At 68.2% G+C, this 20,465-nt stretch carries 18 protein-coding genes; 15 read left to right on the top strand and 3 right to left on the bottom strand.

Annotated elements, in window-relative coordinates; translation table 11 throughout:
- Positions 1–102 precede the first annotated feature (102 nt).
- The 4 genes from ubiE (at position 103) to FHW78_RS07970 (ending at position 4,749) form a co-directional block, all read left to right on the top strand.
- Positions 103–864, top strand: coding sequence for a bifunctional demethylmenaquinone methyltransferase/2-methoxy-6-polyprenyl-1,4-benzoquinol methylase UbiE (ubiE, locus tag FHW78_RS07985; protein WP_183639391.1), 762 nt, complete (start codon positions 103–105; stop codon positions 862–864).
- Positions 865–1,108: 244 nt separating this feature from the next.
- Positions 1,109–3,040, top strand: coding sequence for a M1 family metallopeptidase (locus FHW78_RS07980; RefSeq protein WP_183639390.1), 1,932 nt, complete (start codon positions 1,109–1,111; stop codon positions 3,038–3,040).
- A 3-nt stretch (positions 3,041–3,043) separates the two neighbouring features.
- A complete protein-coding gene (locus tag FHW78_RS07975; protein WP_183639389.1) occupies positions 3,044–4,024 on the top strand; it encodes an alpha/beta hydrolase in 981 nt (326 codons plus the stop codon).
- Positions 4,021–4,749, top strand: coding sequence for a hypothetical protein (locus tag FHW78_RS07970; RefSeq protein ID WP_183639388.1), 729 nt, complete (start codon positions 4,021–4,023; stop codon positions 4,747–4,749). The genes FHW78_RS07975 and FHW78_RS07970 overlap by 4 nt, the downstream gene beginning before the upstream one ends.
- A 37-nt stretch (positions 4,750–4,786) precedes the next feature.
- Here the strand turns inward: FHW78_RS07970 and FHW78_RS07965 are convergent, their stop codons facing one another.
- Complete coding sequence (locus FHW78_RS07965; RefSeq protein ID WP_183639387.1) at positions 4,787–6,277, bottom strand: sensor domain-containing diguanylate cyclase; 1,491 nt, start codon at positions 6,275–6,277, stop codon at positions 4,787–4,789.
- 120 nt (positions 6,278–6,397) lie between these two features.
- Entirely contained in the window at positions 6,398–7,330 is a 933-nt protein-coding gene (locus FHW78_RS07960) for a carbohydrate kinase family protein (protein ID WP_141455403.1), read from the bottom strand.
- A 334-nt stretch (positions 7,331–7,664) separates the two neighbouring features.
- Between FHW78_RS07960 and FHW78_RS07955 the strand changes: the two genes are divergently transcribed.
- The 8 genes from FHW78_RS07955 to FHW78_RS07920 all read left to right on the top strand — a co-directional run bounded on the left by FHW78_RS07955 (position 7,665) and on the right by FHW78_RS07920 (position 17,549).
- Positions 7,665–8,711, top strand: coding sequence for a rod shape-determining protein (locus tag FHW78_RS07955; RefSeq protein ID WP_141455404.1), 1,047 nt, complete (start codon positions 7,665–7,667; stop codon positions 8,709–8,711).
- Between the two features lie 181 nt (positions 8,712–8,892).
- On the top strand, positions 8,893–10,011 hold the full coding sequence (gene mreC / locus FHW78_RS07950; RefSeq protein ID WP_183639386.1) for a rod shape-determining protein MreC: 1,119 nt from the start codon (positions 8,893–8,895) through the stop codon (positions 10,009–10,011).
- Positions 10,008–10,487, top strand: coding sequence for a rod shape-determining protein MreD (mreD, locus tag FHW78_RS07945; protein ID WP_183639385.1), 480 nt, complete (start codon positions 10,008–10,010; stop codon positions 10,485–10,487). Before mreC ends, mreD begins: the two co-directional genes overlap by 4 nt.
- Before the next feature lie 7 nt (positions 10,488–10,494).
- The gene (mrdA, locus tag FHW78_RS07940) at positions 10,495–12,489 is read left to right on the top strand and encodes a penicillin-binding protein 2 (RefSeq protein WP_183639384.1); all 1,995 of its coding nucleotides are present in this window, start codon (positions 10,495–10,497) and stop codon (positions 12,487–12,489) included.
- Positions 12,486–13,604, top strand: coding sequence for a rod shape-determining protein RodA (gene rodA / locus FHW78_RS07935; protein WP_183639383.1), 1,119 nt, complete (start codon positions 12,486–12,488; stop codon positions 13,602–13,604). The genes mrdA and rodA overlap by 4 nt, the downstream gene beginning before the upstream one ends.
- 147 nt (positions 13,605–13,751) lie before the next feature.
- Positions 13,752–14,900 carry a lytic murein transglycosylase B gene (gene mltB, locus FHW78_RS07930; RefSeq protein WP_183639382.1) on the top strand — a complete coding sequence of 383 codons (1,149 nt, stop codon included), beginning with the start codon at positions 13,752–13,754 and terminating at the stop codon, positions 14,898–14,900.
- Positions 14,897–16,231, top strand: a complete 1,335-nt coding sequence (locus FHW78_RS07925) for a septal ring lytic transglycosylase RlpA family protein (RefSeq protein WP_183639381.1) — start codon at positions 14,897–14,899, stop codon at positions 16,229–16,231. Before mltB ends, FHW78_RS07925 begins: the two co-directional genes overlap by 4 nt.
- A gap of 118 nt (positions 16,232–16,349) precedes the next feature.
- A complete protein-coding gene (locus FHW78_RS07920) occupies positions 16,350–17,549 on the top strand; it encodes a D-alanyl-D-alanine carboxypeptidase family protein (RefSeq protein WP_183639380.1) in 1,200 nt (399 codons plus the stop codon).
- An 81-nt stretch (positions 17,550–17,630) separates the two neighbouring features.
- On the opposite strand, the gene FHW78_RS07915 is transcribed toward FHW78_RS07920, so the two are convergent.
- Positions 17,631–18,089 carry a helix-turn-helix domain-containing protein gene (locus FHW78_RS07915; protein ID WP_183639379.1) on the bottom strand — a complete coding sequence of 153 codons (459 nt, stop codon included), beginning with the start codon at positions 18,087–18,089 and terminating at the stop codon, positions 17,631–17,633.
- Positions 18,090–18,164: 75 nt separating this feature from the next.
- Between FHW78_RS07915 and FHW78_RS07910 the strand changes: the two genes are divergently transcribed.
- From FHW78_RS07910 to FHW78_RS07900, 3 genes are all read left to right on the top strand, one after another.
- Positions 18,165–19,013 (top strand): class I SAM-dependent methyltransferase, encoded by an 849-nt coding sequence (locus FHW78_RS07910; protein ID WP_183639378.1) that lies wholly within the window; start codon positions 18,165–18,167, stop codon positions 19,011–19,013.
- A complete protein-coding gene (locus FHW78_RS07905) occupies positions 19,010–19,507 on the top strand; it encodes a DUF2938 domain-containing protein (RefSeq protein ID WP_218533462.1) in 498 nt (165 codons plus the stop codon). Before FHW78_RS07910 ends, FHW78_RS07905 begins: the two co-directional genes overlap by 4 nt.
- 260 nt (positions 19,508–19,767) lie before the next feature.
- A complete protein-coding gene (locus FHW78_RS07900; protein ID WP_183639377.1) occupies positions 19,768–20,376 on the top strand; it encodes a hypothetical protein in 609 nt (202 codons plus the stop codon).
- Positions 20,377–20,465: the final 89 nt, after the last annotated feature.

Genomic DNA, 20,465 nt, shown 5'->3' with positions numbered 1-20,465 from the left:
GGGCGGGTCGGCATCCTCTGGAAGACGAATGGCGTTGTCACCACGGTATTGTCCCACGGCCGCGCCGGCAAGATCCCCCCGGACGGTGCGATAATCCGTCCCATGAGCGAATCCCCCTACCAATCAGGCACCACCCATTTCGGTTTCCGCGACGTCGACGCCCGGGACAAGCAGAAACTGGTCGGCGAGGTGTTCACCTCGGTCGCCGGCAAGTACGACCTGATGAACGACCTGATGAGCCTGGGCATCCATCGGATCTGGAAGCGCTATTTCGTCGGCACCTGCCAGGTCAAGCGCGGCGATCGCGTGCTGGATCTGGCCGGCGGTACCGGCGACATCGCCGCGCTGCTGAAGGATCGTGTGGGCGAGACCGGCGAGATCGTGCTTGGCGACATCAACGCCGGCATGCTGTCGGTCGGCCGCGATCGCATGACCGATCGCGGGCTGGTGTCGGGCATGGACTACGTGCAATGCAACGCCGAGGCGCTGCCGTTCCCCGACCGCAGTTTCGATCTGGTCACGATCGCCTTCGGCCTGCGCAATGTCACCGACAAGGATGCCGCGCTGCGCGAGATGCATCGGGTACTGAAGGTTGGCGGCCAGGCGCGGGTGCTGGAATTCTCGGAAGTGACCGCCGAGTGGTTCAAGCCGGTCTACGACTTCCATTCGTTCAAGGTGCTGCCGAAGCTGGGCCAGCTGTTCGCCCGCGACGCCGGCAGTTACCAGTACCTGGCCGAGAGCATCCGCAAGCATCCGCCGCAGGAACAGCTGAAGGCGATGATGGACGAAGCCGGCTTCGCCCGCGCCAGCTACAAGAACCTCAGCGCCGGCATCGTCGCAGTGCATACGGGTTACAAGGTTTAAGGGCGACGCTCCTTTTTCCGCAAAGAGCCAAATCCCCCGTCACCCGCTGGCGCGGGTGCCCGCCCCCTTTTTAAAAGGGGGCTATCACGTCGTCACGTGCTTGCAGCGACTGGCTTTTCCTCCCCCTTTTGAAAAGGGGGACCGAGGGGGATTTGCTTCTGGAGCCATCCCCAAGCTGCGCCGCATCAAGGCATCCGCCGCGCGGGCGGGTAAACTTGCCGCTTCCCTGTCGCAGGAATCCCTGATGCGCGCCGTACTGTTGACCCTGTCCTGCGCCGCCGTGCTGGCGGCCGGCTGCTCCCAAGAATCCGCCCCCGCTCCCGAAGCTCCCGCCGCCAAGCCCGCGCCGACCGCCGTGAAGACCGAACGCAGCCACGACGAAAGCTCCTACGCCGAGCCGACCAAGGTCGTCATCAAGGATCTGGCGCTGGATCTGGCGGTCGATTTCGACCAGAAGCAACTCGGCGGCACTGCCAGCTACACCCTGGAATGGAAGGACAAGGCGGCCAAGCAGCTGGTCCTGGACACACGCGACCTGAGCATCGAGAAGGTCGAAGGCCAGGACGCCGCCGGCGCCTGGGCGCCGCTGCAGTTCAACCTGGCGCAGGCCGACAAAATCTTCGGCAGCAAGTTGACCATCGAGGCGCCGGCGCAGAACGCGCACGTGCGCATCGCCTACAAGACCTCGCCGCAGGCGTCGGGCCTGCAGTGGCTGGCGCCGTCGATGACCGAAGGCAAGCAGTTGCCCTTCATGTTCAGCCAGTCGCAGGCCATCCACGCGCGCAGCTGGGTGCCGCTGCAGGACACCCCGAGCGTGCGCTTCACCTACAGCGCGCACGTGACCTCGCGTCCGGACGTGATGGTGTTGATGAGCGCGGACAACGATCCCGCCGCGTCGCGCGATGGCGATTACAGCTTCAAGATGCCGCAGCCGATTCCGTCCTACCTGCTGGCCATCGCGGCCGGTGATCTGGTGTTCAAGCCGATCTCCAACCGCAGCGGCGTGTGGGCCGAACCGTCGATGGTCGAGAAGGCGACCAAGGAGTTCGAGGACACCGAGAAGATGATCGGCGTGGCCGAATCGCTGTACGGCCCGTACCGCTGGGAACGCTACGACATGCTGGTGCTGCCGCCGTCGTTTCCGTTCGGCGGCATGGAGAACCCGCGCCTGACCTTCGCCACCCCGACCGTGATCGTCGGCGACAAGTCGCTGGTCTCGCTGATCGCGCACGAGCTGGCGCACAGCTGGTCAGGCAACCTGGTGACCAACGCCAGCTGGAAGGACATCTGGCTCAACGAAGGCTTCACCACCTACGTGCAGGACCGCATCACCGAGGCGCTGTACGGCAAGGAACTGGCCGAGATGGAGCGACAGATCGACCAGACCGAACTGCTGGACGAGGTGAAGAACATGTCGCCGGCCGATCAGGCGCTGGCGCTGCCGCCGCTGACCGACCGCGATCCGGATGACTCGCTGAGCCAGGTCGCCTACGTCAAGGGCGCCTGGTTCCTGAAGTTCCTGGAAGAACGCTTCGGCCGCGCCACCTTCGACCCGTTCCTGCGTGGCTGGTTCGACGACCACGCCTTCCAGAGCGCGACCACCGACCAGTTCGTCGAGTACCTGAAGAAGAACCTGCTGCCGAAGAACCCGAACGCGGTGACCGAGGCCGAACTGAACGCCTGGCTCAACGAACCCGGTATTCCCAAGTTCGCCGCCAAGGCGCAGTCGCGCGGTTTCTCCAATACCGACACCGCGCGCATCGCCTGGCTGGGCAGCGGCCAGTTGCCGAACCCGCAGGTGACCTCGGGCTGGGTGACCCAGCAGTGGGTGAGTTTCATCAACGGCATGGGCGAGAAGCTGACCGTCGAACAGCTGGCGCAGCTGGACAAGGCCTACCACTTCACCGGCACCCAGAATGGCGAGATCGCCATGCGCTGGTACCCGCTGACCGTGCGCAGCGGCTACCTGGATGCGCGCCCGGAGCTGGGCAAGTTCATCGAGCGCGTCGGTCGCCGCAAGCTGATCATGCCGATCTACGAGGAACTGGTGAAAACCCCGGACGGCCTGGCCTTCGCGGAGGACAGCTTCGCCCGCGCCAAGCCGGGCTACCACCCGATCACCACCGCGTCGGTCGAGGCCCTGCTGGCCAAGGCCAAGGCGGGCGAAAGCAAGTAAGCGATGCGTCGCCCACGCATCTCCTGGAAAACGGTCGCCGTCACGGCGGCCGTTTTCGTTTGCGCGCTGCTGATCTGGGTATGGCGCGATCCGATGGTGCTGGTGCGCGGCGAGCTGGCGCGGCAGCGCTGGATGGCGGGATTGAGCCTGCATCACGCCGGGGTGGCCGGGCATCGCTGGGCCTATGCCGAACGCGGAGCGAAGGACCCGGCCGCGCCGACGCTGGTGATGATCCACGGCTTCACCGGCAGCAAGGAAAACTGGTATCCGCTGGCCGAGCGCCTGGTGGGGCAGTACCGGGTGGTGATTCCGGATCTGCCCGGTTGGGGCGCGAGCGAACGCAAGGCGGGCGAGGACTACGGTTTCGACGCGCAGAACCGGCGGCTGGCCGAGTTCATCGCCCGGGTCGCGCGCCGGCCCGGCAGTCCGCTGGTGTTGCTCGGGCATTCGATGGGCGGCGGCATCGTCGCCCTGACCGCGGCGGATCGTCCGGATCTGGTGGACCGGGTCGCGCTGATCGATGCGGCCGGGGTGCGCTTCCGCGACAACGTGTTCGGCGAGCAGGTGCTGGCCGGACACAATCCGTTCGCGGTGCATGACGAGGCTTCGCTCAAGCGCTACCTCGATACCGTGTTCCACCGCGAGGAAGCCAAACCGTCGATTCCTTGGCCGGCCTCGCGCGGCCTGATCGACTGGCGCCGAGCGCAGGCGCCGTTCGAGCAGGCGGTGCTGGATCGCATCGGCCGCGGGCCGGAAGCCTTCCTGCCCGGACAGGCCGCCGCACACGTCCGCCAGCCCACGCTGCTGTTGTGGTGCGCGCAGGATCGGGTGATCGATCCGAGCGCGCTGGAGCTTTACGCCGAACGCATCCCGCAAGCGGTTAAAGTGCGGCTGTCCGACTGCGGCCACATGTCGATCATGGAACGTCCCGACGACGTCGCCGCCGCGGTCGATTACCTGATACGCAACGGAGTCCCCCGATGAAACGCACCCTGATCGTCCCGGCCATGCTGGCCAGCGTCCTGGCCCTGTCAGCCTGCGGTGACCGCGAGGCCGAGCAGCGCGCCGCCGCGCAGGCCCAGGCCGCCGCCAACGAGGAGGCGGCCACCCAGCTGGCCGGCAAGTTCGATGCGGCACAGGCCTCGCGCGACTGGGAAATGGCGCGCATCCATGGCGTGGCCCTGCTGGATCAGTATCCGGACACCCAGGCGGCCACGCGCATCAAGCCGCTGCTGGAAGAGGTGAAGGCCAAGGCCGAGGGCGCGCGCGAGGAGCGCCGCCTGCAGGCATTGTGGGACTACGCCCAGATCGCCACCGATGGCGGCACCCAGCGCACCGCCGCCATCCACAGCAAGGATCCGGTCGACGTGGACGGCAGTGGCGCCAAGCCGGTGCAGCTGATCTTCCGCGATCATCCCAAGTGGAAGCGCAGCAGCTACCTGGTCCTGCAGGCCAGCGACTTCCGCTGCCCGGGCGGCTGCAAGGTCAAGGTGACCGCCGATGGCGCGCCGGCCCGGGCGATGGATGCCTGGCGCCCGGACACCGACGAGGCGATCGCCATGTTCATCACCGACCAGAACGCGCTGTGGAAACTGGCGGGCAAGACCAGGATGCTGGAAATCGAGTTCCCGGTGAAAGCCGGCGGCACCCGCAAGGCGGTGTTCGAGACCAGCGGCCTGGACGGCAGCCAGATGCCCGGTTGGGAGTGATCCCGCGCTTGCCGCGGTCCGTCTCGTACCCGGGAGCCTAGGACTCCGACGCCGGCAATGGCGCCTGTTCCATCCGGTTGCGGCCATTGAACTTGGCCTGGTACAGCGCGCGATCGGCGCGCTTGAGCAGGGTTTCCAGCGAGGCGCCGTCGGTCAGCGGCGGCTGCATCGCCAGGCCGATGCTGATGGTGATGTCCAGGCGGCGGCCGTCTTCGAGCGCGAACGGTTGCGCGGACACGCGCAGCAGTTGATCGGCCAGCCGCAGCGCGTCGCGCTCGCCGACGCCCGGTGCCAGGATGGCGAATTCCTCGCCGCCGAAACGGCCCAGCAGATCGCCTTCGCGCAGCAGTCCGCGCGCGCGTTCGGCGAAGGCGACCAGCACGGTGTCGCCGGCGGCATGGCCGTGGCGATCGTTGATCGCCTTGAAGTGATCCAGATCCACCATCAGCACGGCGAGACCGCCACCCTGCGTGCGGGCGCGTTCCAGCGCGGCCTCGCCGCGGCGCTCGAAGGCGCTGCGGCTGAGCGTCTGGGTCAGCGCGTCGTGGTTGGCGGCATGGTTGAGCGCGTTGAGCAGCCGGTTGCGCGCGGCATGGGCGCCGGCCACGGTCAGCGGCGCCACCGCGACCAGCGCCATGCCGATGCGCATCGAGACAATCGCGGCCATGTCGTCCTGCACGTGCAGGTCGATCCAGCCATTGGCGATGCCCACCAGGGTCCAGATGCACAGCAGGGCGGTGGCGGTCGCGGTGGTGAATAGCCGGTAGCTCAGTGCGCACCACAGCAGCGCCGGCACCGGGAAGGCAATCGCGCCGGGACCGCCAATCGCCACGCCCAGCAGCACCGTCAGCAGCAGGGACAACGCGGGCAGGCGGTGGCCGGGCATGTTCAGGAAGCGCGCCAGCGGTTCGCGCCAGGCGTGGCGCAGCTGTCGCGGAGAGGGCAGCAGCAGGATCACCGGCACCAGCGCCACGTAACTGACCAGTTCGGCCGAGAACCAGATGCCGATGGCCTGGACCAGGTCGGCGCCGATCAGCGAGCGGGCGATCAGGCAGCCCGAAAGCGCGGCGGCCAGGGCGGCGCCGGCGCACACCATCAATACCCGCAGCATCGACTGCGCGCGCTGCAGGCCCAGATCCTCGCGCCGGAACCGGTGGAACAGCAGGCAGCCGACCGCCACGCCGGCCAGGTTGGCGCCGGTCAGGCGCAGCGTGGCGGACAGGCTGCCACCGGTGAGCAGGTCCGCGCCCAGGTAACCGGCCGCCGCGGCGAGCCAGCCCAGCGGGGTCGCCAGCGCGGGCCGGCGCGCGAACACGCCCAGCAGTAAGGCGTTGGTGGGCCAGAACGAGGCCAGCTGGTGCTCGGGACGGCTGAGGATGCCGAGCCAGGAAGCGACCAGCACCAGCAGGCCGATGCCGGCGGCGGCCGCGAACTGGCGGAAAACGAGGGAAAAACGGGACGGCGGAACCGCCGGAGTGGTGTCCTGGGAGTTCCCCTTGCGGGGATGTCCTGCGTGCGTACCTGTCATTGCCGCCTTGCGCAGACGGTCGTGTTACCCGCCCTTCGCCATCACCTTACGCCGGAATGGTGACGGATTTCATCCCGCCGCCGTGGACCAGGTCCGGGATGCATCCCGGCCGCGCCGGAATCAGAGCGAGTAGCCGAATTGCTGCTTGAACTGCTCGTTGAACTCGTCGAAGTCGAAGCGCTGGTTCTGGGTGCCGGGGTGCTCGACCTTGAGCGCGCCCATCAGGTTGCCCATGCGGCCGATGGTCAGCCAGTCGTAGCCCTTCTCGATGCCGAAGATCAGGCCGGCGCGGAAGGCGTCGCCGCAGCCGGTCGGGTCGGTGACCCGGCGCTCGTGGGCCGGCGGGATGTCGTAGGTCTTGTCGGGGGTGTGGATCTGCGAGCCGTGCGGGCCACGGGTGGTGATGTAGGCCTTGACCCGCTTGACGATGTCGGTTTCGCTCCAGCCGGTGCGTTCCTGCAGCAGGTTGGATTCGTAGTCGTTGACGGTCACGTAGTCGGCCAGTTCGATGAACTGGCGCAGTTCCTCGCCGTTGAACAGCGGCATGGCCTGGCCGGGATCGAAGATGAAGGGAATGCCGGCCCCGGCGAACTCGGCGGCGTTCTGCAGCATGCCCTCGCGCCCGTCCGGGCTGACGATGCCGAAGGTCACCCCGGGCACGTCCTTCACGTGGTTCTCGTAGCTGCGCATCATCGCGCCCGGATGGAACGCGGTGATCTGGTTGTTGTCGTGGTCGGTGGTGATGAAGGCCTGCGGGGTGAACAGTTCCTCGATCACCTTGACCTGGCTCAGGTTGATGGCCTGCTCCTGGAACCACTCCCGGTACGGGCCGAAGTCCTGGCCCACCGTGGCCATCGGGATCGGGTCGCCGCCCAGCAGCTTGAGGTTGTAGGCGATGTTGCCGGCGCAGCCGCCGAACTCGCGGCGCATGCGCGGGACCAGGAAGGACACATTCAGGATGTGCACCTTGTCCGGCAGGATGTGGTTCTTGAACTGGTCCGGGAACACCATGATGGTGTCGTAGGCGAGGGAACCACAAATCAGTGCGGACATCGGCAAGGCTCGGCGGGTGGACGGCGGCCGGCCATGCCTGGCCGGTCGAAAAAAACGGGACGGCCACCCCGGTTCGGGCAGGCCGGTGCGAAGGTTACCGGCTGAGGGCGCGCGGGGCCAGTCTTGATCCGCCCCCGGCGAACCGTACGTGGAGGCCGCCGGCGGTATCCATCCGCATCGGTCGAACCGTCGCCATGCGCGTTTTTCCCCGCATTTTCACGAGATTTTTCCTTGCCCGCGCACAGGCGGGTTGCTAGGCTAGCCGACTTCGTTTCGTGCCCAAAAAATCGCCAGCCCCGCTGCGCGATCCGCCACCAGCAGGACCCACTCCCCGATGTTCAAAAAGCTCCGCGGCATGTTCTCCAACGACCTGTCCATCGACCTGGGCACGGCCAACACCCTCATCTACGTACGCGGACAGGGCATCGTGCTGAACGAACCGTCGGTGGTGGCGGTGCGCCAGGACCGGGCGATCGGCGGCTCCCGTTCGGTCGCCGCGGTGGGCGCCGAGGCCAAGCAGATGCTGGGCCGCACCCCCGGCCACATCACCACCATCCGGCCGATGAAGGACGGCGTGATCGCCGACTTCACCTACACCGAGGCGATGCTCAAGTACTTCATCAAGAAGGTGCACAAGTCGCGCGTGCTGCGCCCCAGCCCGCGCGTGCTGGTATGCGTGCCGGCCGGCTCCACCCAGGTCGAGCGCCGCGCCATCAAGGAATCGGCCGAGGAGGCCGGTGCCCGCGACGTCTACCTGATCGAGGAACCCATGGCCGCCGCCATCGGCGCCGGCATGCCGGTCACCGAGGCCCGCGGCTCGATGGTCATCGACATCGGCGGCGGCACCACCGAGGTGGCGGTGATTTCGCTGAACGGCATCGTCTACTCGCAGTCGGTCCGCATCGGCGGCGATCGCTTCGACGAATTCATCACCAACTACGTCCGCCGCAACCACGGCATGCTGATCGGCGAAGCCACCGCCGAGCGGATCAAGCTGGAAATCGGCTGCGCCTACCCGCAACCGGAGCTGCAGGAAATGGAAATCTCCGGCCGCAACCTCGCCGAGGGCGTGCCGAAGATGATCAAGATCAACTCCAACGAAGTGCTGGAAGCCCTGCACGAGCCGCTGTCGGGCATCGTCAGCGCGGTCAAGCTGGCGCTGGAACAGACCCCGCCGGAGCTGTGCGCCGACGTCGCCGAACGCGGCATCGTGCTGACCGGTGGCGGTGCCCTGCTGCGCGACCTGGATCGCCTGATCTCCGAGGAAACCGGCCTGCACGTGCAGGTGGCCGACGATCCGCTGACCTGCGTGGCGCGCGGCGGCGGCCGCGCCCTGGAGTTGGTCGACATGCACGGCAACGAGTTCTTCGCGCCGGAATGAGGCTGGGGATGCGGAACCGGGGGCGGGGAATGGGTGTCTGTTCTTTCCGTGGTTCCGGTTCGCGCGTCCACCCGCCGTTTTCGCGACGGGGATCTGAAACACCCGCAACGACTCCCGACCCGGAATGCCGCCCGCGCGCATTCCGGCTTTCCCGATTCCCCCCATCCGATTCCCGGCCCTGATGCCTGCCTACGCCGGTCCTCCCGTCGCCTCCCGCCCCGGAGAAGTCGCCAGCACCCTGCGCCTGCTGGGCTATCTGGCGCTGGCGATCGCCCTGATCGTGCTGGATCACCGCGGCGGCTGGCTGTCGCAGGCGCGTGCGCAGGTCAGCGTGGTGACCCAGCCGCTGTGGTGGCTGGCGGGCCTGCCCGGGCGGGTCGGCACGCGGGTCAAGGACGATGCGGTGACCCGCACCCGGCTGATGGAGGAAAACCGCCAGCTGCGCAATGAGCTGCTGGTGGCCAATGCCCGCCTGACCCGGCTCAGCACGGCGGCGGCCGACAACATGCAGCTGCGCGCGTTGCTGGGCGTGGCCGAGAGTCGTGGCCTGGACGTGCAGCTGGCGCCGATCCTCGACATCGATCTGGATCCCACCCGCCAGCGCCTGGTGCTGGATGCCGGCAGCGGCGATGGCGTGCGCATCGGCCAGCCGGTCATCGACGCCGGCGGCCTGATGGGACAGATCACGCAGGTGACCCCGGCGCATGCGATCGTCCTGCTGCTGACCGATCCCGATCACGCGGTGCCGGTGGTGGTCGCCAGCAGCGGCGTACGCCTGATCGCCTACGGGCGCGGCCGCCGCGATCTGCTGGAACTGGCCGATATCCCGCTCAACAGCGGGGTCAAGGTGGGTGACGTGGTGGTCACGTCCGGCCTGGGCGGGCGGTTCCCCGCCGGCTTCCCGGTCGGGACCATCGCCGCCCTGAGGCCGGACGACAGCCATGCCTTCCTGGTTGGCGACGTGCGCCCGGCCGCGCAACTGGATCGCGGCCGCGACGTCCTGTTGCTGCGCTCGGCGCCGCCGCTGCGCCTGCCGTTGCCGGCCACGCGTCCGGCCAACGCACCGGTCGATCCGGACAGCGTGCCGGTCACGCCGGCCGTGAACGGCGTGACGCCGGCAACGGGCGGCGCCGCCAACGCGGCCGGTGCCGCGACACCCGGCTCCGTCGGCACGGCAACGACCACCCCTTCACCCGCCGGTACATCGGCCAATCCGCCGCGCACCAGCGCCGCGCCCTCCCCGCAGACGCCGCCGCCGTCGGCCAGTCAGGCCACTCCGGCCACGGAGCCTGCCCGATGAGCCGTATCCGCAGCGGCTGGATCCTGCCGCTCAGTTTCATCGTCGCCCTGTTGCTGGGCCTGCTGCCCTTGCCGGAGATGTTGCAGCCGCTGCGTCCCTACTGGCTGGCGCTGGTGCTGGCCTACTGGGTGATCGAAACCCCCGAGCGCGCCGGCCTGGGACTGGCGATGGGCGTGGGCGTGATCGCCGACGTGATGTTCGGCAGCCTGCTGGGCGAACAGGCGCTGCGGCTGGTGATCATGGCCTTCATCCTGCAGCGGTTCCGCCTGCAGCTGCGGTTCTTCCCGGTATCCCAGCAGGCGCTCGCCATCGGCGGCCTGCTCATCAACGACCGCATCGTCGACGCGGCCATCCACTGGCTGCTCGGTGAACCCCGGTTGCCCTGGAATTACTGGTGGGCGCCGCTGCTGGGCATGCTGCTGTGGCCGTTGATCTACGTGCTGCTGGACATGCTGCGCCAGGGCCGGCGCAACTGATCCGGCCATGATCAGCCGCCGCGCCGCCAAGAATCCGCACGCCGAAGCCGAGCAGTTCCGGCGTCGCGCGATGCTGGGCTTCGCGGTGGTCGCGCTGGCGCTGATCGGCCTGGGCGGCTGGTACTTCAAGCTGCAGGTGCTGGATCACGACGAGTACGCCACGCGTTCGGAAGCCAACCGGATCAAGCCGCGCCCGGTGGTGCCGGGACGTGGCGCCATCTACGACCGCAATGGCGTGCTGCTGGCGGAGAACGTGCCGGCGTTCCGCCTGGACGTCACCCCGGACAAGGTCGGCGATCCGGCCCGCCTGATCGCCGAACTGGGTCGGGTCATCGCGCTGGCGCCGGAAGACATCGAACGCTTCGAGGCCACTCGCAAGAGCACGCGCGGGTTCCGCCCAATCACCCTCAAGCTGCGCGTCAGCGAAGAGGAAATGGCCCGCTTCGCGGTGGATCGCTGGCGCTTCCCCGGCGTGGAGCTGGTGCCGTACCTGACCCGGCGCTATCCCTACGGCGACCTGTTCGCGCACATCATCGGCTACGTGGGCCGCATCGACGAGAAGGATCTGGAAGTCCTCGGCGAGGGCAACGCCGCGCTCACCCACATCGGCAAGACCGGCCTGGAGCGCTATTACGACGAGGCGCTGCGCGGCAAGGTCGGCTACGAGAAGGTCGAGACCAACGTCGAAGGCCGCGCGCTGCGGGTGGTCGGCCGGGTGCCGGCGGTGGCGGGCACGGACCTGCGCCTGAGCGTGGACCTGAAACTTCAACAGGCGCTGGTCGCCGCGTTCGGCGAACACGAAGGTTCGGCGATCGCGATGGATCCGCGCACCGGCGAGATCCTGGCGATGGTCAGCCTGCCCAGCTACGACCCCAACCTGTTCGTCAACGGCATCTCCAGCAAGGATTTCAAGGCGCTCAACGAGAATCCCTCGCGCCCGCAGTTCAACCGCCTGGTGCTGGGCGGCGTGGCGCCCGGTTCGACGCTGAAGCCGCTGATCGCACTGGCCGGCCTGGACAGCGGCCTGCGCCGGCCCGAGGACAAGGTGTTGTCCACCGGCATGTTCTACCTGCCCGGCACCAGCCGTGGCTGGGGTGACGCGCATCGCGGCGGCCACGGCTGGACCGATCTGCGCAAGTCGATCGCGCAGTCGGTGAACACCTACTACTACCGGCTGGCGCTAGATCTGGGCATCGAACGCTTCGACGATTACATGACCCGCTATGGCTTCGGCCATCCGACCGGCATCGACCTGACCGGCGAGATCAGCGGCATCCTGCCGTCGCCCGCCTACAAGGCCAAGAGTCGCAAGGAGCGCTGGTATCCCGGCGACACCGTCAACATCGCCATCGGCCAGGGCGACTGGAAGGTCACCCCGCTGCAACTGGTGCGGGCGATCTCCGCGATCGCCGACGGCAACCTGCGCCAGCCGCACCTGGTGCGCGATCAGCGCACCGGCTTCGACGCCGCGTGGACGCCGCTGCCGGTGGCCACGCCGCTGCCGATCAGCCCGAGCCCGGCCAATGTGCAGGTCGTCCGCGAAGGCATGATGGCGACCATGCAGCCGGGCGGCACCGGCGCCTCGATGGCGCGTGGCGCGCCCTACCTGATGGCGGGCAAGACCGGCACCGCGCAGGTGATCAGCCGGCGCGGCACCGCCGCGGTCAATCCCAAGAGCCTGCCCATGCACCTGCGCCATCGCTCGCTGTTCGTGGGCTTCGCTCCGGCCGATGCGCCGGCCATCGCGATCGCGGTGGCGGTGGAAGGCGGCGGCTACGGCGGCACCACCGCCGCGCCGATCGCGCGCAAGATCCTGGACGCCTTCATGCTGGGCAAGATGCCGGAGGGGGTCGATGATCCGGAAGCGGCGAGCAGCGATCCCGAAGCACTGCCGGTGACGGCCGCACCAGGCACCCCACCACCCGCCACGACGAATGCGCCCGCGGCCACGCCCGCCGCGCCATCGCCGGCCGGTCCCACGCTGCCGGGACGCGCGCCATGATCGAAATGCTGCGCTGGGCCATCGATCTGCTGCGCTACCTGTTGCGCACCCTGGACTGGCCGCTGCTGGGCGCGCTCGGCGCGCTGATGGCGATCGGACTGGCGGTGCTGTACAGCGCCGGCGGCGAGGATCTGGGGGCGCGCCTGTTGCTGGCGCAGGGCGCGCGCTTCGCGGTCGGGCTGGTGGCGATGTGGGCTTTGTCGCGGGTATCGCCGGTGCGCCTGCGCGGCTGGACGCCCGGCGTGTTCATCGCCTCGCTGCTGCCGCTGCTGCTGGTGCTGTTCATCGGCACCGGCAAGCATGGCCGCCACTGGATCGACCTGAAGGTGTTCTACCTGCAGCCGTCCGAGCTGCTGAAGATCACCCTGCCGATGATGATGGCCTGGTACCTGCATCGCGAGCCGCTGCCGCCGCGCATCAGGACGGTGATCGTCGCCGGCATCCTGATCGCCATTCCCACCGGCCTGATCCTGCTGCAACCGGATTTCGGCACCGGCATGCTGGTCGCCGCCAGCGGCGTGTTCGCGCTGCTGCTGGCCGGCCTGCCGTGGTGGTGGGTGGGCGTGGGCGTGGGCAGCGTGGCCGCCGCCGCGCCGGTGGCGTGGTTCTGGTTCCTGCGCCCCTACCAGAAGGATCGCATCCTGACCTTCCTCAATCCGGAGAACGATCCGCTCGGCACGGGCTGGAACATCATCCAGTCCAAGATCGCCATCGGCGGTGGCGGGCTGTCGGGCAAGGGCTGGGGGCAGGGCTCGCAGTCGCACCTGAACTACCTGCCCGAACACACCACCGACTTCATCTTCGCGGTGCTGTCCGAGGAGTTCGGCTGGATCGGCGTGGCGGTGGTGCTGGCGCTGTACCTGTTCGTGATCGGGCGCTGCCTGTGGATCGCCATCGAGGCGCGCGACACCTATTCGCGCCTGCTGGCCGGCTCGCTGGGCCTGGCCTTCTTCGTCTACGTGATCGTCAACGGCGGCATGATCTCCGGCCTGCTGCCGGTGGTCGGCGTGCCGATGCCGCTGCTGAGCTACGGCGGCACCTCGGCGGTCTCGCTGCTGGCCGGCCTGGGCCTGGTGATGGCGGTACGCGCGCACCGGCCGGTGCATGGGTATTGATCGGGCCGGGATTGGGGATTCGGGATTGGGGATTTGCAAAAGCAGAAGCAGAGCTTTCGCTGTTCACGAATCCCGTATCCCGAATCCCCAATCCCGGCCCCTAAAACATTCACTATTCCTCACGTTGAGCGTGCTACCCTCGCGCCGATGATTCGACGCGCCCTTGTCTGCCTGATCACCTTCGGCCTGGTTGCCTGCGCGACTCCGCCGAAGAACCCGCCGACCGCCGCGCCCGCGGCGAGCGGAGCCCAGTCACCCGCTCCGAAAACTTCGGCCAATCCGGCCGAAACCTCGGTGGAGCGCGTGGCCGACGTGCCGATCCTCGTGGAGGATTTCGCCACCGCGCGCGCCAACTTCGTGCGCGATACCGCGGCGCGCTACGGCATCGACCCGCAGTACATCGATTCGGTGCTGTCGCAGGCGGTGTTCCGCGACGACGTGATCGCGCTGATGTCGCGACCCGCCGAGCGGGTCAAGCCGTGGAGCGAGTACCGGCCCAACTTCATCACCGCCTCGCGCATCAGCGGCGGGCAGGCATTCCTCGCGAAGCATCGCGACGCGCTGGCGCGCGAGGAAAAGGCCTACGGTGTACCGGCCGAGATCGTCGTCGCCATCATCGGCGTCGAGACCAGCTACGGCGGCTACACCGGCAAGCACCGCGTGCTGGACGCGCTGTACACGCTGGCGTTCCGCTATCCGCGCAGCGGCAATCCCGCGCGCGCCGCCTACGAGCAGCGCCGCGAGCTGTTCTTCCGCGACGAGCTGGCGCAGCTGTTCGCGTTGGGCCGCGAGGAGAAGCTGGACATCACCACGCTTATCGGCAGCTACGCCGGCGCGATGGGCATGGGCCAGTTCATGCCGTCCAGTTACCGCGAGTTCGCGGTGGACGGCAACGGCGACGGCCGCCGGGATCTGTTCAACAGCGTCGATGACGTGTTCGCCTCGGTCGCCAATTACTTCCGCAAGAAGGGCGGCGAGCGCGGCGGCTGGGTGCCGGGCGGTCCGGTGGTGGCGCGCGCCGAACTGCAGGCCGGCTATCCCGAGTTCAACCCGGACACCTGGACCCCCGACTACACCCTGGCCGATCTGGCCCAGCGCGGTTACCGTCCGCTGGAGCCGGTCGCCGCCGATGCCACCGCCACCCTGGTGTCGCTGGAAGGCAGCGCCGGCAAGCAGTATTGGCTGGGCTTCCAGAACTACTACGCGATTACCCGCTACAACAACTCCAAGATGTACGCGATGGCCGTGTACCAGCTGTCCCAGGCCATCGCCGGCAGGGAGATTCCGCCCGCATGAAATGGCTTCTGCCCGCGCTGCTCACCCTCAGCCTGGCGGCCTGCAGCACGGCGCCGAAGAAACCGGTCCCCCCGCCACTGTCCGGCAAGGGCAAGCCGGGGTCATCGACCGCGCACCAGGGTCGCGGCCCCGCCAGTGGCAAGGACTGCTCGTTCTATGCGCCGGCGCAGGAAGATCCGTCCACGCGCGGCAACTACACCGCCGGTGGCCTGTACAAGCCCGGCGTCTCCGACACCACCCCCGACCACCTGCCGGATCTGGACTGCATCGCCGAGCCGATGGTGACCGCCGAGGCGCGCTCGCCGATCGGCAACCGCTCGCCGTACACCGTGCTGGGAAAGAAGTACCAGGTGCTGGACAAGGTCGATGGCTACGTCGAGCAGGGCACCGCTTCGTATTACGGCAACAAGTTCCATGGTCGCCGTACCTCCAACCAGGAGGTGTACGACATGTATGCCTTCACCGCCGCCCACAAGACCCTGCCGCTGCCCAGCTTCGCGCGGGTCACCAATCTGGACAACGGCCAGTCGGTGGTGGTGCGGGTGAACGATCGCGGGCCCTTCCATGACGGGCGCGTGATCGATCTGAGCTACGCCGCCGCCTACAAGCTGGGCATCACCCAGCGCGGTACCGGCCGGGTGGAAGTGCGCGCGCTGACACCGGGCAAGGACGAGCGTGGCTATGCCGCCGCGCGCTCCGCATCCACGCCCGCCGTCCCGGCCAGCAGCGGCATGGATGCGCTGGTCGAGAAGCTGCCGGCGTCGAATCCGGCGGCTCAGGCCGCTGCCGCAACGGCTACCGCGGCCAACGCGGCGGTCGTCGCCACGGTGGATAGACGCGGCAGCCGGCGCTACCAGGTCATTCCGGACACGAAGAATCCGGCCAGCGCCGACCGCTTCGATGCGTGGATGCAGGCCAACGGCGTGCGCGTGGCCACCGGCAAACCGGCTGCACCGGCACCCACCGGGACGCAGGCCACCGCCGTCTCCACGACGATTGCGTCGCCCGCGCCCTCCCGTGCGGTCGCGCCGACATCGACGGCGGTGACATCGGCAGGCGCGTCGTCGATTGCGCCTGGCGTGATCCCGCGCGCGCTGGGCGCGCCGCTGCAGTTGCAGGTGGGCAGCTTCGCCAGCCGCGAGAATGCCGACCGGGCGCTGGCCCGGCTGGTCGCGGCGGGCATCGCCGGGGCCAGCCTGAGCGATGTGCAGAGCAACGGACGGGTGCTGTGGCGGCTGCGGGTCGGCGCGACCGACCCGGCCGGCGCCGATGAACTGGCCGGCCGCATCGCCAAACTGGGCTTCGGACGCCCGCAGCTGGTCCGCGACTGAGCCGCGCTGCGGTTTTTTCGCCTGTTTTTCGGCCTTGGTGGATTCCCAGCCGCCAATGCCTGCCTAAAATGTCGTTTTCGTCGAACGGGCCCCGCGCCCAGTCAGGAGTTCGCAGCAGATGAAGTTCCGTTTCGCCCTGGCCGCCCTGGCCACCGCCGCCTTCGGCGCGGCGATCGCGCAGACCCCGGCACCGCAGCCGGCGCCGGTCGCCCCCCCCGCCGAATCCGTCGCCATCCCGCCGCCGCCCAAGCCGGTCGGCACCGCATGGGTGCTGATGGACTACATCACCGGCCAGGTGCTGGCGGGCGAGAACTACGACCAGCGCGTCGAGCCGGCCAGCATCACCAAGGTGATGACCTCCTACGTGCTGGCGGCCGAGCAGAAGAACGGCAAGATCCGTCCGGAAGACCAGGTGATGATGAGCGAGCGCGCCTGGCGCGAGGGCGGCGCCGGCACCGACGGCAGCTACAGCGGTTTCGCGGTCAACAAGACCGCGCCGCTGCTGGACATGGAAAAGGGCATGGCCGTGCAGTCGGGCAACGATGCCGCCATCGCGCTGGCCGAACACGCCGCCGGCAGCCAGGAAGCCTTCGCGTCGCTGATGAACAACTATGCCGCCAAGATCGGCATGAAGGGCTCGCGCTTCGCCAACGCCCATGGCCTGTCCGCGCCGGAGCACTATTCCACCGCCTACGATCTGGCCCTGCTGGGCCGCGCGCTGATCCGCGACTATCCGGAAACCTACGCGTTCAACAAGATCAAGGAATTCACCGTCGGCACCATCACCCAGCCCAACCGCAACCTGCTGTTGTGGCGCGACGGCAGCGTGGACGGCATCAAGACCGGCCACCATTCCGGTGCCGGCTACTGCCTGATGAGCTCGGCCAAGCGCGGTGACCAGCGCCTGATCGCGGTGGTGATGGGTTCGACCTCCGAGAAGCAGCGCGCCGACGACAGCCTGGCGCTGCTCAACTGGGGCTTCCGCTTCTATGAAACCCACCGCCTGTACGAGCCGGGCAAGGTCATCGCCAGCCAGCGCGTGTGGAAGGGCCAGGCCAAGGAAGTGCAGCTAGGCGTGGCCCAGCCGATGCTGGTCAGCGTGCCGCGTGGCCGCTACGCCGATCTGAAGCCGAGCATGAACGTGCCCAAGACCCTGGTCGCGCCGATCACGAAGGGCCAGGCCATCGGCGACGTGAAGGTCACCCTGGACGGCAAGGTCGTCGCCCAGGCCCCGCTGGTGGCGGTCAACGCCGTCGAGGAAGCTGGCTTCTTCAAGCGCCTGTGGGACGCCTTCTGGATGTGGTGGGAGTCGGACTGATTTCCACATCCAACACGCAATGATGACGAAGCCGGCGCAAGCCGGCTTCGTCGTTTTCGCATCCTCGATCCCGATCAAGGGTCATCGAGGGCCCGCAACACGCGCGCGCGACCGATGCTTCCTGGCGTTCCGGCCGGGCGTGGCGAGCGCACCCGCCGACGCCGCCTTCAGGATCCGCCGGAACGTCGGGCATTCCATGTGGCTGGGCGCGCGACAGGCGGCGGCGTGGCGCAGGCCGTCGCGCATGGCGCCGAGCTGGCGGATGGTGCGGTCCAGCTCGGCGCTCTTGTCCAGCAGCATCCGCCGATCGATGCGCGGCTGCCCGTCGGGCGCGAACATCGCCGCGATCTCGTCCAGCGAAAAACCGGCGGCCCGGCCCAGCGCGATCAGCGCGAGCCGGTCCAGGACGCGGGCGTCGAACACGCGCCGCAGCCCGTGCCGACCGATGGCGCGGACCAGGCCTTTTTCCTCGTAGTACCGTAAGGTCGAAGCGGGTACCCCGGTGCGTTCGGCCACCTGGCCGATATCCAGTTCCTGCATGGGCTTGACTTCAAGTCGACTTGAAGTCGCACAGTGCCCTTCCTCCTCCCCCGGCGCAAGCGGGCGCAGAAAACCATGGATACGAAGACGATCGCCGATGAGCAGGCCAGGCTCTGGAATGGCACCGGCGGCCAGGCCTGGGTGGACCAGCAGGCGCTGCTGGACGCGATGCTGGAACCGTTCATTCCCATCCTGCGGGAGGCATTGAACGAGCCTGCCGCGCGGGTGCTGGACATTGGCTGCGGCACCGGTGCCGCCACCCTGGCGATGGCGCGGGTGTTGGCGGGGCAGGGCGAGTGCATCGGTGTCGACATTTCCGCGCCGATGCTGGCGCTGGCCCGCGAGCGTGCGCAGCGCGAAGACCTGCGCGTGCGGTTCGTCCAGGCCGACGCGCAGACACACCCGTTTCCAGCGGAACACTTCGATCGGATCATCTCGCGCTTCGGCGTGATGTTCTTCGCCGATCCGGTACGGGCGCTCGCCAACCTTCACCGATCGGCAAGGCCGGATGCACGATTGTGTTTCATCGCCTGGCGCAGCGCCGCGGACAATCCGTTCATGACCACGGCGGAACGTGCCGCCGCACCGTGGCTTGCCTTGCCCGAGCGGCGTGCGGATGGTCCCGGCCAGTTCGCGTTCGCCGACCCGCATCGCGTCCATCGACTGCTCGAGGAAGCCGGCTGGCGCGACATCGAGATCCGTCCGGTCGATCCGATCTGCTCGCTGCCCGAATCCCGGTTGGTTTCCTACATCACCCGGCTGGGGCCGGTGGGACAGGCATTGCAGGAGGCGGATGCCGAAACCCGGACGCAGGTCGTCGGCGCCATGCGTGCCGCGTTCGAATCCTACGTGCGGGGATCCGAAGTCCGCTTCACCGCCGCCTGCTGGCGGATCGATGCGCGCCGAGGGAGTGCAGCGCGATGATGCCGCCGTCGGAATTCGTCGTGCATGCGATTGTGCTTGGCCTGGGCGCCACCGCGCTGATGGATGCCTGGATCTGGCTGCGCCAGCGCTGGTTGGGCGTGCCGGGACTGAACTACACACTGCTTGGACGCTGGGTGGCGTGGTTGCCGCGTGGCCGTTTTCTTCACGATCCCATCGCGGCCACTCCACCGGTGCATGGCGAGCGGGTGATTGGCATCGCGGCGCATGTGCTGACCGGGATTGTCTTCGCTGCGATTCTGCTGGTGTTCGGAGGTGAAGCGTGGCTTCGCGCGCCAACGCTTCCGCTATCCCTGATGGTCGGCATCGGTTCCGTGGTTGCGCCGTTTCTGATGATGCAGCCCGGCATGGGGCTGGGCATCGCCGCCCGCCGCGCGCCGCATCCCGGCCGCACACGCCTGCACAGCCTGGTGACGCACGCGATGTTCGGCGTCGGCCTGTATCTGAGCGGAAAGATCCTGTCGTGGATGGCATGACCGCATCAACGCGAATCGCCGGCGCGAGGGTGCGTTGCGCAGCAACAGCACTGGCGTGAAGGATGACGTCTTCCGCGTCGCCACGAGCATGCGGACAGGCAAGCGGACTCCACCTGTATTCCGCGACGGGCGGAAAGGCCGGAATACTTCCGGCACATGCACGCGTCCGGCATCGCCTCGAGCATGCGGGCCGGACGTCCATCCGGTGGAGGCAGCAGATGAACCCGTGTCGTTCCGTTCTCCCATGGTGTGCCCGGCGCGTGCTTCCGGGTGTATCGGGACTGGTGCTGCTGGCGGCCTGGGTTGCCGGCGCCGGCGCGGTCGAACCCCGCCTTCGCGTCGATGGCGCCAGCGTGGAATCGTTCGAACCGCCAGCCACGGTGCGGGTGCCGGCTTCCGCCGAATACCTCGGCAACCGGCGCTGGGTGCTGTACGGCTATGCCGATTGCGATCTGCATGTATACGCGCAGAAGGACGCCAAGGGCATGGTGCAGCGGCTGTACTGGATACAGTCGGAAGCCTACATCCCCAGCCGGCCCGAACTGACCCATGCCGGCGATTACGCCAAGTCCCGCGCGCTGAAGATGGGTGGACTGGATTTCCATGTCGACACCTGGGGTCGCGCGCTGAGCGACGAGGCGCCCGCCGACTCGGATCTGGAACAGGTCGAACAGCTGGTCGCCGCCGCGAAGCTCAAGTTGCCGCAGCACATGGCCTTCGTCCGTCTGGTGCATTTGCCGGACGCGGCGCAGCGCAAGGAACTGATGCTCGTCTATGCCGAGCGCGCCGACACCGACGCCGCGCCCGACGACAGCGTGGTTGCGCGCATGCAGCAGGCCATCGGTCTGGAAAGCCGGCCGGGGCCCTAGCGCCTGGAGCGGATGACGCGGCATGGCGGGAGTCACCGTGACCAACGGCCATTGATCCGGTACCTGTCCCCTCCGTAGCGTGGTCCGCA

Source organism: Pseudoxanthomonas sp. OG2 (assembly GCF_014192765.1).
GTDB classification, from domain to species: Bacteria; Pseudomonadota; Gammaproteobacteria; order Xanthomonadales; family Xanthomonadaceae; genus Pseudoxanthomonas_A; species Pseudoxanthomonas_A beigongshangi.
Note: the sequence above shows the minus strand (reverse complement) of the source record. Positions and strands in the feature narration are given on the sequence as shown.

Bases quoted from the DNA above. Each gene is read 5' to 3' on its own strand.
- FHW78_RS07905 (WP_218533462.1), top strand. From the start codon at position 19,010: ATGATGCCGCCGTCGGAATTCGTCGTGCATGCGATTGTGCTTGGCCTG.
- ubiE (WP_183639391.1), top strand. From the start codon at position 103: ATGAGCGAATCCCCCTACCAATCAGGCACCACCCATTTCGGTTTCCGC.
- rodA (WP_183639383.1), top strand. From the start codon at position 12,486: ATGATCGAAATGCTGCGCTGGGCCATCGATCTGCTGCGCTACCTGTTG.
- FHW78_RS07975 (WP_183639389.1), top strand. From the start codon at position 3,044: ATGCGTCGCCCACGCATCTCCTGGAAAACGGTCGCCGTCACGGCGGCC.
- FHW78_RS07955 (WP_141455404.1), top strand. From the start codon at position 7,665: ATGTTCAAAAAGCTCCGCGGCATGTTCTCCAACGACCTGTCCATCGAC.
- mrdA (WP_183639384.1), top strand. From the start codon at position 10,495: ATGATCAGCCGCCGCGCCGCCAAGAATCCGCACGCCGAAGCCGAGCAG.
- FHW78_RS07910 (WP_183639378.1), top strand. From the start codon at position 18,165: ATGGATACGAAGACGATCGCCGATGAGCAGGCCAGGCTCTGGAATGGC.
- mreD (WP_183639385.1), top strand. From the start codon at position 10,008: ATGAGCCGTATCCGCAGCGGCTGGATCCTGCCGCTCAGTTTCATCGTC.
- FHW78_RS07915 (WP_183639379.1), bottom strand. From the start codon at position 18,089: ATGCAGGAACTGGATATCGGCCAGGTGGCCGAACGCACCGGGGTACCC.
- FHW78_RS07965 (WP_183639387.1), bottom strand. From the start codon at position 6,277: ATGACAGGTACGCACGCAGGACATCCCCGCAAGGGGAACTCCCAGGAC.
- FHW78_RS07980 (WP_183639390.1), top strand. From the start codon at position 1,109: ATGCGCGCCGTACTGTTGACCCTGTCCTGCGCCGCCGTGCTGGCGGCC.
- FHW78_RS07920 (WP_183639380.1), top strand. From the start codon at position 16,350: ATGAAGTTCCGTTTCGCCCTGGCCGCCCTGGCCACCGCCGCCTTCGGC.
- FHW78_RS07960 (WP_141455403.1), bottom strand. From the start codon at position 7,330: ATGTCCGCACTGATTTGTGGTTCCCTCGCCTACGACACCATCATGGTG.
- FHW78_RS07970 (WP_183639388.1), top strand. From the start codon at position 4,021: ATGAAACGCACCCTGATCGTCCCGGCCATGCTGGCCAGCGTCCTGGCC.
- mreC (WP_183639386.1), top strand. From the start codon at position 8,893: ATGCCTGCCTACGCCGGTCCTCCCGTCGCCTCCCGCCCCGGAGAAGTC.
- mltB (WP_183639382.1), top strand. From the start codon at position 13,752: ATGATTCGACGCGCCCTTGTCTGCCTGATCACCTTCGGCCTGGTTGCC.
- FHW78_RS07925 (WP_183639381.1), top strand. From the start codon at position 14,897: ATGAAATGGCTTCTGCCCGCGCTGCTCACCCTCAGCCTGGCGGCCTGC.